This window comes from Micromonospora sp. NPDC093277 (assembly GCF_044765245.1).
Taxonomy (GTDB): domain Bacteria; phylum Actinomycetota; class Actinomycetes; order Mycobacteriales; family Micromonosporaceae; genus Micromonospora.
Genome location: NZ_JBIWJO010000018.1, coordinates 76,630 through 89,395, shown reverse-complemented (window position 1 = coordinate 89,395; position 12,766 = coordinate 76,630). Strand labels below are relative to the sequence as shown.

The window sequence follows — 12,766 nt, the reverse complement described above, 5'->3', positions numbered from 1 at the left end:
CCTCGACCCATGGCGCATCGGCAAGATCGTGGCCGCCGCACTCATCCTGCTCCACACCGAACACGACCGCACCACATGATCACCTTCGGTGATCAGAACGTTGCGCGGAATGGCTCACTGCGATTGCCGCGAGAATCGGCTCATCCATCTGGCTCTCCCAGTTCCGCTCCGGTGTCGTCGTTGTCGCGGTCGACGTCTGCCAGTCGTCGCTGCACGTCGGCTGCGAGGGGGTCGTCGAGTTCAAGCAGCGTCAGCAGGGCGTCGGCCAGGGCTTCCCGCGCCGCGCGTGGATGGTGACGCTTGAGGTGGGCGTCGCCCTCGTACGAGCGGGCCAGGGCGACGTGCCGACGCTGCCCAACCAGCTTGAGAACACGGAACCGCCCGTCAGGTCGCAACCGTAACGGTTGCGGGGAGTTCCGAGAACCGGGTGGCCCGCGTCCACGCCCTGTCCCGCCACTGGCAATGTTTCAACACTTCGACGGGATCTTGGCTGGTGGTGAAACCTACGAACCGATCATCGTCCGTGAAGTGCAGGAACGCCACAACCTGCGAGTCGAACAGCCAGAAGTCATACTGCGGCAGAGTCAGCTCGGCCGCGCGCCCACGTTCGAGGTATCGGATGTCCTCACCCGCAGCCAGATTATGGGGCGTCACCGATATCTCGAACCGGAGGTAGTCGCTCGGGGGCTCATCAATGACCCGAACCCGATCCACCCTCTTGCCCTTCGAGGTCTCCGCCTCCATCAAGTCGAGCCACGACCGAAGCCATTCGATTCCCGGATCTCCCCCGGCAAGAAACTTCTGAAATGGCTCGTCCTCGGAAGGGAGGCCGTATGACCGGCGAACCTCCAACTTGAAGGCAGCATGTTGAAAGTCCTCGAAGAGGCGCTGAAAGGCGTCCGGATCAGTGACGAGCGACCCCATCTCAGCCCTTCTTCTCGAACCAGGACATCAACTCACGAGGTACCACAACGAACGTCTCGTTCGGCAGCACGTCCCGCAGCTGCACCAGCGCCTCCGGATCAGTCAGCTGGTAACCCTGCACCACTATGTCACCCTCGTCGGTCATGTCGTACGGCGCCGCCTCGGCCAGGCTCAGTGCAAGCTTCGCCAGATCCGCCCCCTCGCGAGAGCCGAGAGTAGCCTCCGTCCCGACACCGCCCCGAGGAGGCACGCCGTCGATCATGGAATTGAGACTGCTCGTGAAAGCCGCAGTCAGGCATCGCGTGCCGCAGCCGGCGCCCGAGTCGGACGCCGGCTGCGGGAGGGTCGGATCAGCAGCGGCTGTTCAGGTTGTTCTGCAGGGCCGTCTTCTCGGCCGAGTCGACCGCGAGGCCGTACCGGTACTTGACGTTGATCCATGACTTGACGTAGCTGCAGTGGATCGCCGTACGCGGCGGCATCCACTTCGCCGGGTCCTTGTCGCCCTTGGACCGGTTGCTGCTCGCGCTCACCGCCCAGAGCTGCGGGGACGACACGTCGTTGGCGAAGTCGCGCCGCTTGGCGGTCGTCCAGGTGTCGGCGCCGGAGTTCCACGCCTCGGCGAGCGGGACCATGTGGTCGATGTCGAAACTGGACGCGTCGGTGGTGGTGACGCCGTCGTACTCGCTGTACCAGGAGCCGGCGGTGGCCTTGCACGTCGAGTCGACGGTGACGTTGGAGCCGTCGTACTTCAGGACGTACTCGCGGGCGTCGCAGGTGCCCTCGACCGCGACCCAGTGCGGGAACAGCGCCCGGTCGTACGCCGACGACGCGCCCTCGGCCCGGACGGTGAGGCTGTTGAGCTGCGACTGCGCGGTCGCCTTGGTCGGGATGCCCGGCGGTACGGCGGCCGAGGCTGGCTCGGCCAGCCCGACGACGAGGGCGGTGGCGGCGGACAGCGCGGACAGCGCGGTAATGGCGTGGCGCAGGAACGTGCGTACCATGAGTCTCCTAGCGTGGAACGGACTTGCCCAGGAGACTGGTCGCCTGATTCGGCGAAAGATCGAACCAGAGATTAACGCCTGTCTATTATTTGTGAACTGTGTCGCGACCTCCCGCCCGGCGCCCACCCCCTGTAACAACATCCGGCGCAGCGTCACCGACCAGTGAGGTGATCAGGTGCAATTGGACGGCTTCGTGCTCGACCACATCCCGGCGGGCACCGGCGAGTCGGTCGAGGACTTCACCTACGAGTGGGACGACGTGGCGTTCACGTCCCGGGTGTGGGAACGGGAGGTCGACGGCGGCCACCAGGTCGACCTGCAGGTGCTGGTGCTGCGCGGGCCGCGCCTGGCCAGCGCCGCCGCCCTGCGGGACTTCCTCGTCGAATATCACGAGCGCGACCCCGACGCCTGGGCGCTCAGCGCCTTCCAGCCCGGCGAGGCAGCCGGCTTCATCGGCGAGAACGAGGCGTTCTGGCTGGTCGAGCCAGGGGTGGCGGTGCAGGTGAGGTTCCCGACCGGCCGGTTCGGCGCCGACGAGCTGCGGGCGACGGCGCTGGGCGTACGTCCGGCCGGGCCAGACGAGTGAGCGGGCTACCGGGTCGCGGCCCCCATGCCTGACTCATGTCGAACCAGCGACCCGGAAGGACGTGATATCAAAGACGCGTCAGATTGATATCACTCGGTGAGTTTCGTCTACCGGAGGAGCCACCATGAGTCGGACGATCCTTGACGTCGATGATGAGTTGCTCGCCGAGGCGGGCAAGATCCTCGGCACCACGACGAAGAAGGCCACCGTCAACGCCGCGCTCAAGGCTGTCGTCGACCGCGAGAAGCGACGGCAGTTCGCCGATTGGCTCAAGAGCGGCGGGTTGCCCGATCTGACCGGCCCGATCGAGACGACGAAGCCAGACGCAGCGTGAATCACGAGCCTTACCTGCTGGACAAGTCGGCCCTCGCCCGCTGGCCCAAGCCACGTGTGGCTCCGATCCTCGAAGAACTCTCGGACCGGGGGCTACTCGCAGTGTGCGGGGCGATCGAGATCGAGGTCATTCACAGTGCCCGCACCGCCAAGGACGCACAGCGTGTCCGCTGGATGCTGACTCTCCGCCCTGGCATGGGTTCGCGAACGGCGGGTATGACGGGGACATGAGGGCAAGCTTCCGGCTTGGCCGGATCGCGGGTGTACCCATCGGAGTCAACTGGAGCGTCCTGGTCATCTTCGTGCTGATCGCCTGGGCGCTTTCGGCCAGTCTGTTCCCACGCTCGTACCCCGGCCATTCGACCTTCGCGTACGTGGTGGCGGGGCTGGCGGCAGCCGTGGTGTTCTTCCTCGGCCTGCTCGCCCACGAGGTGGCCCACGCGGTGATCGCCAAGCGCAACGGGATCGAGGTCGACAGCATCACGCTCTGGCTCTTCGGCGGGGTGTCCCAGCTGAAGGGCGAGGCGCGGGACCCGGGCGCCGAGCTGCGGATCGCCGGGATCGGGCCGTTGGTGAGCCTGGTGATCGGGCTCTTCTTCGGCGCGATCGCGGCGCTGCTCAGCCTCGGCGGTACGCGCGGCCTGCTGGTCGGGGCGCTGTCCTGGCTGGCCGGCATCAACGTGCTGCTGGCGATCTTCAACGTGCTGCCGGCCGCCCCGCTCGACGGCGGGCGGCTGCTGCGCGCCGCGGTGTGGAAGGCCACCGGGGACCGGACGAAGGCGTCGGTGGTGGCCGCCCGCGCCGGCTGGGGGCTCGGCATCCTGCTGATCGTCATCGGGCTCTGGCAGTTCCTCCGGGGCGCCGGGTTCGGCGGGCTCTGGCTGGCGCTGATCGGCTGGTTCCTGATCGGGGCCGCCGGCATGGAGGAGCGCCAGGCCCGGATGGGCAGCGCGCTGCGCGGCGTACGCGTCGGCGAGGTGATGACCCCGCAGCCGCAGACCGCGTCCGGGGAGATGACCGTCGCGGACTTCGTCGACCGCTACCTGTTTGCCTACCGGCACACGGCGCTGCCGCTCACCGACGACGGGCGGCCGGTCGGCCTGGTCACCCTGGACCGGGTACGCGGCATCCCGACCGACCGGCGGGGGTCCACCACGCTGGCCGAGGTGTCGTGCCAGGCCGGTGACCTGGTCCTCGCCAACCCGGACGAGCAGCTCACCGACCTGCTGCCCCGGCTCAGCGGGTGCGCCGACGGCCGGGCGCTGGTGGTGACCGACCAGCGGCTGGTCGGGATCGTCTCGCCCAGCGACATCAGCCGGGCGGTGCAGCGGGGCAGCATGCGCGATCAGACGGCCGCCGGACACCGCTAGTCGCCGGGCCCGGGTGCCTCGTCCAGCAGGCCGCGCAGGAAAGCCCTGCTCCAGGCCGCGATGGTGAACGAGTCGTTGATCACGCCGTCACGGATGAGTTCACCGACCTCCGTGGGCCGGCAGAGCCGTACCGCCCGGATGCCCTCGCGCTCCTCGGGCTCCCCGACCGTCCGCACCTCCGCCAGGAACAGCCGGACCTCGTCGGTGGAGGTCCCGGTGTCCGGATTCAGCACGCCCAGGTCGACCAGTCGCGCATCAATCGCGCCGATCTCCTCGCGGAGCTCGCGGGCGGCCTGCTCCTCGGCCGGCACGCCCGGCTCGCCGAACCCGCGCGGAGCCTCCAGGTGCCACCGGCGGGTCGCGTGCCGGAAGTGCTCCACCAGCACCACCGCGCCGTCGAGCAGCGGCAGGAGCACCACCCCGGGCGCGCCGCCCACCGAGACCGACCGGATGTACGTACCGAGCCCACCGTCCGGGAACCGGACCGGATCACGCAGCAGGGTGACCCATTCGTCCTGGTACACGACGCCGGTCCGGCCCCACTCCGCCGGCAGCCCGCGGGCGCGCAACGCCGTGGCCTTGGCCCGTTCCGCCGCCGCGACCTCGGCCGGGTCGACGAGGATCTCCACGGCTGCCCCGGACGGGTTGACGAACAGCTCGGGCAGGCGCGCGCGCAGCTCCCGGTAGTGCGAATCGTCGGGGTACTCGCTCACGCGCCCTCCCGGGGTCTGTCGATGTTCGGCTCGGAGTCCCGCCCGACGTCGCCGGCGGTCACCGGGAAGCCGCCCTCGCGGAGCCGGGCGACGAGTTCCCGCCAGTCCTCGCGGGCCCGCTCCAGCCGGACCCGCATCACGTCGACGCCGGTGGCGAGCTCATTCTCGGCCCGGCGCTGGTCGCGCCCGATGACCGCGAAGCGCAGCACCGCCTCGGCGCCGCGGGCGGCGACCTCGGTGGCCACGTCTCCGACGATCTCCAGCCGGGGATCGCCATCGTAGATGAGCGAGGCGGAGGCGCCGAGGACCTCGATGGTGACCCGCACGACCGGTTCCCAGATCCGCATCTGGCCCTGCCGGCGCTCGCCGACGATCTGCGCCAGCCGGCCCGCGAGGGCGATGTACCGGTCGTACACCACCTGCCCGCGGGCCACGAAGTCGGTCGGGTCGTCGAGCAGGGATTCCAGGGCGACGAGGTAGCCGCGCCATTCGTCGGTGTCCCGCGCCTGCCGTACGTGGTGCAGGTCCAGCCCGGTCAGGTCGATCCGCAGCGGCGACAGGGCCAGGTCGAAGGCCTGCGGTCGCAGCGTACGCAGCACCTCGACCAGTCGGGTCAGCTCACCCCGCGGAGCGCCTTCCTCGGCGGGCTTCCTCACCCGCGCCGGGGGTCGCTCCTGCAGGGCGGTACGCCGCAGCGAGGCGGTGGGGATCAGCGCGAAGCGCTCCACCGCGTCCGGCACCGTGGTGTTGTACCGGAGGTCGACGAGCTGCTTGAGCTCGGCGACCAGCGGCGCGGACCGGAAGCGGCCCTGCGCGGGGTCGGTGTCCGGTTCGACGAGGAACTGTCGGTAGAAGCCCTCCCGGTCGGCCCGGTCGGTGTCCGCGGCCCACAGGGTCACCTCCCGCAGCTTCTGTCGCAGGGTCGGGATACTCTCCGGGCCGAGTGCCAGGTCGCGACGCAGGGCGTCAAGGTTGAAGCCACGCAGTTGCAGGAGGAACCGGTGGAACTCCTCGAACATCAGCCGCTGGGTGTACGCCTCGTTCTCGGCGTCGTCCCAGCTCAAGCGCAGGCAGCGGATGGTGTCGAGGTCGCCGAGCAGCCTCCGCCAGGCGGCCCAGCCGGCCGGGTCGACGGTGAACCTCGGCTCATCCGCGGGCGAGCCCTCGCGGAGCAGGAACGGCACCAGCACGCTGTCGTCGAGCAGCGCCCGGAACGCCTCACGCTGCCGACCGGGCGCGACGAAGTCCTGGTAGACGACGGGATTGTTGAAGAAGTACGCCCGGTTGACGATCACCTGCTCGGCGTTCAGGATCGACCGCAGATATTCCGCCCGCGCGTCCTGCCGCCGACGGCGCTCCACCTCCGCATAGGACAGCCGCCGGGTCACCATGTGCTCCAGCAGATCGCGGGTCACCCACTGATTGTCCAGACACTGGGCGACGACGCTGATCCTGGCGAGCTGGCGGTTGTCGACCCGTACCAGCCCGTCCGGTTCCGCGAACTCCTGCACCGGCCCTCCCATCGAAAAGGTCCATCATGGATGGCCGGTTCAGGGTAAGTCAGTTTGGGCACGCGCCGGGGTCCCGTCGACGGGCCGCGGGCGCGGAGCGGACGGGTGACGGAAACCGATCGTCAGGACCGTGGAAAGTAGCGGTCCAGCTCGTCGGTGCGGAACTTCCCGGTCGGGTCGAGGTCGCCCAGCAGGGCCCGGAAGTCGTCGTAGCGGGGGTACGTCGCGGCCGGATCACGCCGGAAGAGCTTTCCCCAGTGCGGGCGCGGCGCGAACGGCGCCAGCCGCTCCTCCACCTCGGCGAGCACCGGGGCCACGGCCGCGGGGTCGCCGACCCAGGTGAAGTGGATCGCCAGGCTGTCCCGGTCGTGGTTCGGGCTGAGCCAGAGCTGGTCCGCGGCGACCGTACGCAGCTCGCAGACCTGGAGGACGGCGGCGATCCGCTCGGCGGCCGGGTCGAGCGCGGCGAGCGCGTCGGTGGCCGACCCGCGCGGCAGGTGCCATTCCGACTGGAGTTCGTCGCCGCTGCTCGGCGTGAAGCCGAGCCGGAAGTGCGGCAGCCGGTCATACCACGGCCCGGGCTCGCCGAGCTGGGCGGTGCAGTGCTCCGCCGGCATCCCGGGCACCGGATGGCAGGGCGCGTCGGCGGCGACGGTGTCCAGCCAGTCCGTCGGCGGGGCCGGCTCGTCGGCCCGCTGCTTCAGCCACACCTGATCCAGTCGCGACGAACGCCAGCGGGTGAAGACGGAGACGCTGTACGCGGCGTCGCAGGCGGCGTCGAGTGCGGCGCGCGGCAGCCCGAACCGCACGTACTGCCGGACGTCGAAGGTGGGCACCACGTCGAGGGTGAGCCGGGTGACCACGCCCAGCGCCCCGAGGTTGACCACCATTCCAGGGAACCGCGGGTCGGTGCGGTCCACGGTGAGCAGATCGCCGTCGGCGGTGACCAGTTCCAGGGCAGCCACGGCGGTGGCCAGGTTGCCGTGGGCGGCACCCGACCCGTGGGTGGCGGTGGCGACCGCGCCGGCCACCGAGATGTGCGGCAGCGAGGCGAGGTTGGCCAACGCGTACCCGTCGGCGTGCAGGCGGGTCGCGACATCGCCGTAACGCAGGCCGGCGGCGACGGTGACCGTGCCGCGGTCGCGGTCCAGCGCGACGGTGGGGGCCAGCCCGGCCACCGAGACCAGGTCGCCGGTGGTGTCGCCGAGCCGGTTGAACGAGTGCCCGGTGCCCACCGCCCGGATCCGGTCCGCTCCGGCGACCAGCTTGCGCAGCTCGTCGATGCTGGACGGCTCGTGCCGCCCGCGGGCGGCGTAACGGACGTTGCCGGCCCAGTTGCTGCCGATCCCGGTCATGCGGTGGTCTCCCGGTCGGTGGAGGGTTCCTCGGCGAGGGCGGCGCGGAGCGCGTCGAGCGCGGCGTCGACCTGGCCGATGTCGTATCCGCGCAGCGCGGGCTCGATGCCGGCGGCCCGGGCCTGCTCGATCGCCGCGCGGGCGGCCCCTCGCTCGGCCCGGTCACCCGTGGCCAGGGCGCTCTCGGCGCGGCCCACCAGCCCGTCCACCTGCCTCTTCTCATAGCCCCGCAGGGCGGTGGTGAACATGATCCGCATCCCCACGTGCCAGCCGGACGACGGGGTACGCGCGTCGGTGAAGCGGCCGCCGGAGTACCGGGCCAGCGCCGCCGCCACCTCGTCGGGGCGCTCGCGTACCTGGGTGAGGTTGAGCAGTTCGACGGCGGGCCGCCCGTCGCCCGGGTGCCGCGCGGAGGCCGGCTGGCCCGGCGGCAGGCCGGCGGCGGGCACACCGACCAGGCGGGCCGCGTCGTCGAGGGCGAGCGCGTCGAACTGCTCCCACCGGAAGGTTCCACGCAGGCCCGGACGGCGCACCTCCAGCCCCTCCGGCCCGATGACGAAGCGGAACGGCCGCACCGCGCCGACCAGCACCGCGCCGCCGACCACGACGACACCCAGGGCCGCGAGCATCCGCAGCAGGGCGTCGTCGCCGGCCATGGCGAGCACCATCATCCCGCCGGCCACGCAGGCGACGGCCAGTGGTAGGGCGCCGCGGCTGCGGTGCAGCTCCATGTCGTGCCCCCGATCCTGTGCCGTGGTCCGGGTGCATCATGCATCACCGTGTCAAGGCACGGCCGGCCGCGCGCGTCGGCGGTGGGACCGGCCGGCCCCACCGCCGACGGGGATCAGAGCTGCCCCATGACCTCGGCGGCCACCAGTTCCAGGTGGTCCAGGTCGGCCAGGTCGAGCACCTGCAGGTAGACCCGGCCACTGCCGGTGGCCGCATAGCGGCCGAGCTTGTCGACGATCTCGGCGGGCGTGCCGGCGAGGCCGTTCTCGCGCAGTTCGGCGGGCTCCCGGCCGATCACCGCCGCACGCCGGGCCACCTCGGCCTCGTCCCGCCCGCAGCAGAGCACCAGGGCGTTGGACCAGACCATGGTGGACGGCTCCCGGTCGATCTCGGCGCAGGCGTCCTTCACCCGCTGGAACTGTGCCGCCGAGTCCTCGATCGAGGCGAACGGCAGGTTGAACTCGTCGGCGTACCGGGCGGCGAGTCGGGGCGTGCGTCGGGGGCCCAACCCGCCGAGCAGGATGGGCGGGCGCGGCTGCTGCACCGGCTTGGGCAGCGCGGGCGAGTCGCTGACCGGGTAGTACTTGCCGGGGAAGTCGAATGTCGCGCCGGCCGGGGTCTCCCAGAGGCCGGTGATGACGGCGAGTTGCTCCTCCAGCCGGTCGAAGCGCTCGGCCAGCGGCGGGAACGGGATGCCGTACGCGCTGTGCTCCTCGGCGTACCAGCCGGTGCCGATGCCCAGTTCGACCCGGCCGCCGCTCATCTGGTCGACCTGCGCCACGGTGATCGCGAGCGGGCCGGGGAGGCGGAAGGTGGCCGCGGTCATCAGAGTGCCGAGCCGGATCCGGGTGGTGTCCCGGGCCAGGCCGGCGAGGGTGGTCCAGGCGTCGGTGGGGCCGGGTTCGCCGGTCACCGGGCCCATCTTGAGGTAGTGGTCGGAGCGGAAGAAGGCGCCGAAGCCGGTCTCCTCCGCGCAGCGCGCCACGGCGAGCAACTGGTCGTAGCTGGCGCCCTGCTGGGGTTCGGTGAAGATCCGCAGTTCCATGACCCGAGCATATTGAGCCGCCTCGCCCGCCCGGCGCGAAAGGTCGGGCCCGTGGTCGACGCCTCGCCGGGTCGGGGCGCCATCACCTGCTTATATTCCTTGACAGGCATATGAGCGGCGAGGCATATTGGGTGGGTGTCCGTCGACGCCTTCGCCGTCCTGGCCGAGCCCACCCGACGCCGCATCCTCGACCGGCTGCGGGGAGCCGAGAGCAGCGTCGGTGACCTGGTGGACGCGCTGGGGATGAGCCAACCGGCCGTCTCCAAGCACCTGAAGGTGCTCCGCGAGGCCGGCCTCGTGACCTTCCGCACCGCCGCCCAGCAGCGGATCTACCGGCTCGACGTACGCCCGCTACGGGCCGTGGACGACTGGCTCGGACCGTACCGGCGGATGTGGGCGGACCACCTCGACGCCCTGGAGCGCCATCTCGACAGTCAGGAGTGACGATGGACCGCGACAGCTTCCACCCCGGCCCGCTCGCCGAGGTCGCCCGCGTACCGGCCGGAGACCGGTGGGACCTGGTGTTCGTCCGGGACCTGCGGCACCCACCCGAGAAGGTGTGGGCCGCGCTGACCGAGCCCGACCGGCTCGCCCAGTGGGCGCCCTTCCTCGCCAGCCGCGACCTCGGCACGCCCGGGGACGCCACGCTCGCCACGCTCGACGGCGAGCGGCGCTTCGAGGCACCCGCGACCGTGCGCCACGCCGAACGACCGGTGCTGCTCGAATACACCTGGGGCGACGACCTGCTGCGCTGGGAGTTGACCCCGACCGACGCGGGCACCCGGCTGACCCTGCGGCACCGGATCGGCAAGCCCGACCTCGCCCCGATGACGGCCGCCGGCTGGCACCTCTGCCTGGACGTCGCCGGCCACCTGCTCGACGGCGACCCGGTCGGTCCGATCCGCGGCACCGAGGCGATGGCCTTCGGCTGGGAGCGGCTGCGTGACGCGTACGCCGAACGGCTCGGGCCGGCCCCCGCGCGCGAGCCCGGCGAACTAACCTGAGGCGTGACCTCAACGGCCGTCTCCATCCGCGGGCTCGGGGTGGCCTTCGGTGCCCGGCCCGTGCTCCAGGACGTCGACCTGACCGTGGCCGTCGGTGGCGCGCTCTGCCTCACCGGTGAGAACGGCACCGGCAAGACCACCCTGCTCCGCTGCGTCACCGGGCTCGTCGAGCCGGACGCGGGGACGGTCCGGGTGTTCGGGCAGCGGCCCGACGAGACCGCGACGTTCTGGCGGCGGGTCGCCACCACGGTCGAGCAGCCCAGCTGGTACGCGGGCCTGACCGTCCGCGAGCACGTCGAGCTGGTCCGGCTGGCCAACGGCGCCGACCCGGGCGACGGCCGGATCGACCACCTCTTCGCCGCGCTGGGGCTGCATCCGCTCGCCGACAGCACGCCCGACACCCTCTCCTCCGGCCAGCGGCAGCGTCTGCTGCTCGCCGTCGTCCTGTCCCGGCCGAGTGAACTGCTGGTCCTCGACGAGCCCGAGCAGCGGCTCGACGCCGGCATCCGGCAGGTGGTCGCCGGGCAGTTGCGCGACTACCTGGACGTCGGAGGCAGCATCCTGATGGCTAGCCACGACCCGTCCCTGGTCGCCGCCGTGGGCTGTCCCGTCCTGTCGCTCGACGCGCCGACGCCGACCACCAGCGGCGCGGCGTGACCACCCGACTGGTCGACGGCGCGGGCGGGGACGAGCCGGAGACGTCGGCCGTCGACCTGCGGCGGTGGATCCGCCGCCGGCAGGCGTCCGCCCGCGGAACCATCTCGGTGGGAACGATGTACGTGTCGGTGCTGGCCGTCGCCATGGCGGTCGCGCTGTTCGGGCCGGGTCTGGCGCGTACCCTCTGGCCCGCCGCACCGGTCGTCGACCCGAACCCGCTGGCGGTCGTCGCCCTGCTCGGCCTCGGCGCCGCGGGCGGGTGGGCGGCGCTGCGTCGACTCGGTCCACTGGTCATCGGTCGCCCGGACGCCAGTTGGCTGCTCACCGCGCCGGTGCGCCGCCGTGGGCTGCTGCTTCCGCCGCTGGTCGGCACGATGCTCGGCACCGCCGCCGTCGGGGTCGCCATCGCCGTGATCTGCGTCGGTCGATTCGCCGCGCGCCCGATCGACGGGGCGATGCTGCTGGGCTGGACGGCGCTGGGCGGCGCGGCGGGCGTGCTGATCGCGGCGGCCGCCGTACGGGCCCAACGTGACCCGGGATGGGGCCGGCGACGAGACCCTCTCGTCACCGTGCTGCTGCTCGGATCCGGTGCGGCGGCTCTGCTCGCCCCCATGGCGCCGGTGCCGCCGATCGCCGCGCCCGCCGTCCCGGTCCTGTGGGCCGCGGCGCTGGCGGCGGTCGCCGCCGCGGTCCTGGGAACAGCGATCGCGGTACGCCGGCTCGACGATTTTTCCGCAGCACGACTGCGGGAGGCCTCGAATCTCGTCGGCTCCTACCTGGACGCGGCCTACACGGCCGAGCCCTCCTTCCTCTCCGATCTCCGGGAACGCCGCTCGTGGCGGGGCCGGGTTCTCCGGTCGGTGCGGGTGCGCCGGCTACCGGGGCTCCCGATCGAGACGATCCACGATCTGCTGGTGCTGCGGCGCGAGCGCCGCCGCCTCGGCTGGCTCGCCGCCGCCGCGCTGCTCCCGGCGATGCTCGCCGGCAGCCCGGGTTGGGTGCTCGTGCTGGCCCTGCTGGCCGGAGGCTTGAGCAGCGCCGACACCACGCTCGCCGCGGTACGCCGTGACTCGGCCCAACCGGCCCTGCTCCGGCTGCTGGGCCGCACCGGCCGCCAGGTCGTCGCCGCCCGACTCCTCGCGCCGGCGACCCTGGCCGCCGCCTGGTCGGGACTGGCGCTCGCCGCCCTGGCCCTGCGGGCCGACCTGCCACCCGGCCCGTGGTGGGCCCTGGGGTTGGCGGTCGGGCCCGCTGTCGCCGTCGCCGCGCTGCGGCGGGCCCGGGCCCGGGCGATCGACAACAGCCTGCCCCTGGTCGACACGCCGATGGGCGCCTTCGCGCCGGGGCCACTGATCTGGCTGCTCACCGGCCTGGACGTGCTGGTCGTCCTGACCCTGCCCACGGTCGCCGCGTTGCTCACGAGCACCGGGTCGACCACGCTCGGGTGGGGCTGGGTGCTGACCCAGGTCGAGCTCTCCGTGCTGGGCGTCGCGGCGTACCTGGTGTTGACCACGGACCGGAACCGCGCGGCGCTCTGA

The 12,766-nt window shown here is 71.9% G+C and carries 16 protein-coding genes; 7 read left to right on the top strand and 9 right to left on the bottom strand.

The window, feature by feature from the left end; all coding sequences use genetic code 11:
* Window positions 1-140 precede the first annotated feature (140 nt).
* From ACIRG9_RS29085 to ACIRG9_RS29070, 4 genes are all read right to left on the bottom strand, one after another.
* The gene (locus ACIRG9_RS29085; RefSeq protein ID WP_402862807.1) at window positions 141-395 is read right to left on the bottom strand and encodes a hypothetical protein; all 255 of its coding nucleotides are present in this window, start codon (window positions 393-395) and stop codon (window positions 141-143) included.
* The gene (locus tag ACIRG9_RS29080) at window positions 385-924 is read right to left on the bottom strand and encodes a DUF6879 family protein (protein ID WP_402862804.1); all 540 of its coding nucleotides are present in this window, start codon (window positions 922-924) and stop codon (window positions 385-387) included. The genes ACIRG9_RS29085 and ACIRG9_RS29080 overlap by 11 nt, the downstream gene beginning before the upstream one ends.
* A 1-nt stretch (window position 925) precedes the next feature.
* Window positions 926-1,186 (bottom strand): hypothetical protein, encoded by a 261-nt coding sequence (locus ACIRG9_RS29075; protein ID WP_402862801.1) that lies wholly within the window; start codon window positions 1,184-1,186, stop codon window positions 926-928.
* Between the two features lie 88 nt (window positions 1,187-1,274).
* The gene (locus ACIRG9_RS29070) at window positions 1,275-1,925 is read right to left on the bottom strand and encodes an HNH endonuclease family protein (RefSeq protein ID WP_402862798.1); all 651 of its coding nucleotides are present in this window, start codon (window positions 1,923-1,925) and stop codon (window positions 1,275-1,277) included.
* 175 nt (window positions 1,926-2,100) lie between these two features.
* Between ACIRG9_RS29070 and ACIRG9_RS29065 the strand changes: the two genes are divergently transcribed.
* The 3 genes from ACIRG9_RS29065 to ACIRG9_RS29055 all read left to right on the top strand — a co-directional run bounded on the left by ACIRG9_RS29065 (window position 2,101) and on the right by ACIRG9_RS29055 (window position 4,214).
* Window positions 2,101-2,511 (top strand): hypothetical protein, encoded by a 411-nt coding sequence (locus ACIRG9_RS29065; protein ID WP_402862795.1) that lies wholly within the window; start codon window positions 2,101-2,103, stop codon window positions 2,509-2,511.
* A gap of 124 nt (window positions 2,512-2,635) precedes the next feature.
* Window positions 2,636-2,845 carry a type II toxin-antitoxin system VapB family antitoxin gene (locus ACIRG9_RS29060; RefSeq protein WP_402862792.1) on the top strand — a complete coding sequence of 70 codons (210 nt, stop codon included), beginning with the start codon at window positions 2,636-2,638 and terminating at the stop codon, window positions 2,843-2,845.
* 226 nt (window positions 2,846-3,071) lie between these two features.
* Window positions 3,072-4,214, top strand: coding sequence for a site-2 protease family protein (locus ACIRG9_RS29055; protein ID WP_402862789.1), 1,143 nt, complete (start codon window positions 3,072-3,074; stop codon window positions 4,212-4,214).
* Here ACIRG9_RS29055 and ACIRG9_RS29050 read toward each other — a convergent pair.
* The 5 genes from ACIRG9_RS29050 to ACIRG9_RS29030 form a co-directional block, all read right to left on the bottom strand.
* Complete coding sequence (locus ACIRG9_RS29050; protein WP_402862786.1) at window positions 4,211-4,927, bottom strand: NUDIX hydrolase; 717 nt, start codon at window positions 4,925-4,927, stop codon at window positions 4,211-4,213. The two genes, ACIRG9_RS29055 and ACIRG9_RS29050, sit on opposite strands and share 4 nt — an antisense overlap.
* Window positions 4,924-6,438 carry a hypothetical protein gene (locus ACIRG9_RS29045; RefSeq protein WP_402862783.1) on the bottom strand — a complete coding sequence of 505 codons (1,515 nt, stop codon included), beginning with the start codon at window positions 6,436-6,438 and terminating at the stop codon, window positions 4,924-4,926. The genes ACIRG9_RS29050 and ACIRG9_RS29045 overlap by 4 nt, the downstream gene beginning before the upstream one ends.
* 122 nt (window positions 6,439-6,560) lie before the next feature.
* A complete protein-coding gene (locus ACIRG9_RS29040; RefSeq protein ID WP_402862780.1) occupies window positions 6,561-7,793 on the bottom strand; it encodes an FAD-binding protein in 1,233 nt (410 codons plus the stop codon).
* Window positions 7,790-8,524 (bottom strand): hypothetical protein, encoded by a 735-nt coding sequence (locus ACIRG9_RS29035; RefSeq protein ID WP_402862777.1) that lies wholly within the window; start codon window positions 8,522-8,524, stop codon window positions 7,790-7,792. The genes ACIRG9_RS29040 and ACIRG9_RS29035 overlap by 4 nt, the downstream gene beginning before the upstream one ends.
* A 113-nt stretch (window positions 8,525-8,637) precedes the next feature.
* On the bottom strand, window positions 8,638-9,567 hold the full coding sequence (locus ACIRG9_RS29030; protein WP_402862774.1) for an LLM class F420-dependent oxidoreductase: 930 nt from the start codon (window positions 9,565-9,567) through the stop codon (window positions 8,638-8,640).
* Between the two features lie 135 nt (window positions 9,568-9,702).
* Here ACIRG9_RS29030 and ACIRG9_RS29025 point away from each other — a divergent pair, with 135 nt between their 5' ends.
* From ACIRG9_RS29025 to ACIRG9_RS29010, 4 genes are read left to right on the top strand one after another with little or no spacing between them, the layout of a single operon-like run.
* On the top strand, window positions 9,703-10,011 hold the full coding sequence (locus tag ACIRG9_RS29025) for an ArsR/SmtB family transcription factor (protein WP_402862771.1): 309 nt from the start codon (window positions 9,703-9,705) through the stop codon (window positions 10,009-10,011).
* A 2-nt stretch (window positions 10,012-10,013) separates the two neighbouring features.
* Window positions 10,014-10,571: an SRPBCC family protein gene (locus tag ACIRG9_RS29020; protein WP_402862768.1), complete on the top strand. Its 558-nt coding sequence runs from the start codon at window positions 10,014-10,016 to the stop codon at window positions 10,569-10,571.
* Between the two features lie 3 nt (window positions 10,572-10,574).
* On the top strand, window positions 10,575-11,228 hold the full coding sequence (locus ACIRG9_RS29015) for an ATP-binding cassette domain-containing protein (protein ID WP_402862765.1): 654 nt from the start codon (window positions 10,575-10,577) through the stop codon (window positions 11,226-11,228).
* Complete coding sequence (locus tag ACIRG9_RS29010) at window positions 11,225-12,766, top strand: DUF6297 family protein (protein WP_402862762.1); 1,542 nt, start codon at window positions 11,225-11,227, stop codon at window positions 12,764-12,766. The genes ACIRG9_RS29015 and ACIRG9_RS29010 overlap by 4 nt, the downstream gene beginning before the upstream one ends.

Coding starts and splice junctions, on each gene's coding strand:
- ACIRG9_RS29080 (WP_402862804.1), bottom strand. CDS start 924: ATGGGGTCGCTCGTCACTGATCCGGACGCCTTTCAGCGCCTCTTCGAG.
- ACIRG9_RS29035 (WP_402862777.1), bottom strand. CDS start 8,524: ATGGAGCTGCACCGCAGCCGCGGCGCCCTACCACTGGCCGTCGCCTGC.
- ACIRG9_RS29060 (WP_402862792.1), top strand. CDS start 2,636: ATGAGTCGGACGATCCTTGACGTCGATGATGAGTTGCTCGCCGAGGCG.
- ACIRG9_RS29055 (WP_402862789.1), top strand. CDS start 3,072: ATGAGGGCAAGCTTCCGGCTTGGCCGGATCGCGGGTGTACCCATCGGA.
- ACIRG9_RS29020 (WP_402862768.1), top strand. CDS start 10,014: ATGGACCGCGACAGCTTCCACCCCGGCCCGCTCGCCGAGGTCGCCCGC.
- ACIRG9_RS29070 (WP_402862798.1), bottom strand. CDS start 1,925: ATGGTACGCACGTTCCTGCGCCACGCCATTACCGCGCTGTCCGCGCTG.
- ACIRG9_RS29040 (WP_402862780.1), bottom strand. CDS start 7,793: ATGACCGGGATCGGCAGCAACTGGGCCGGCAACGTCCGTTACGCCGCC.
- ACIRG9_RS29075 (WP_402862801.1), bottom strand. CDS start 1,186: ATGATCGACGGCGTGCCTCCTCGGGGCGGTGTCGGGACGGAGGCTACT.
- ACIRG9_RS29030 (WP_402862774.1), bottom strand. CDS start 9,567: ATGGAACTGCGGATCTTCACCGAACCCCAGCAGGGCGCCAGCTACGAC.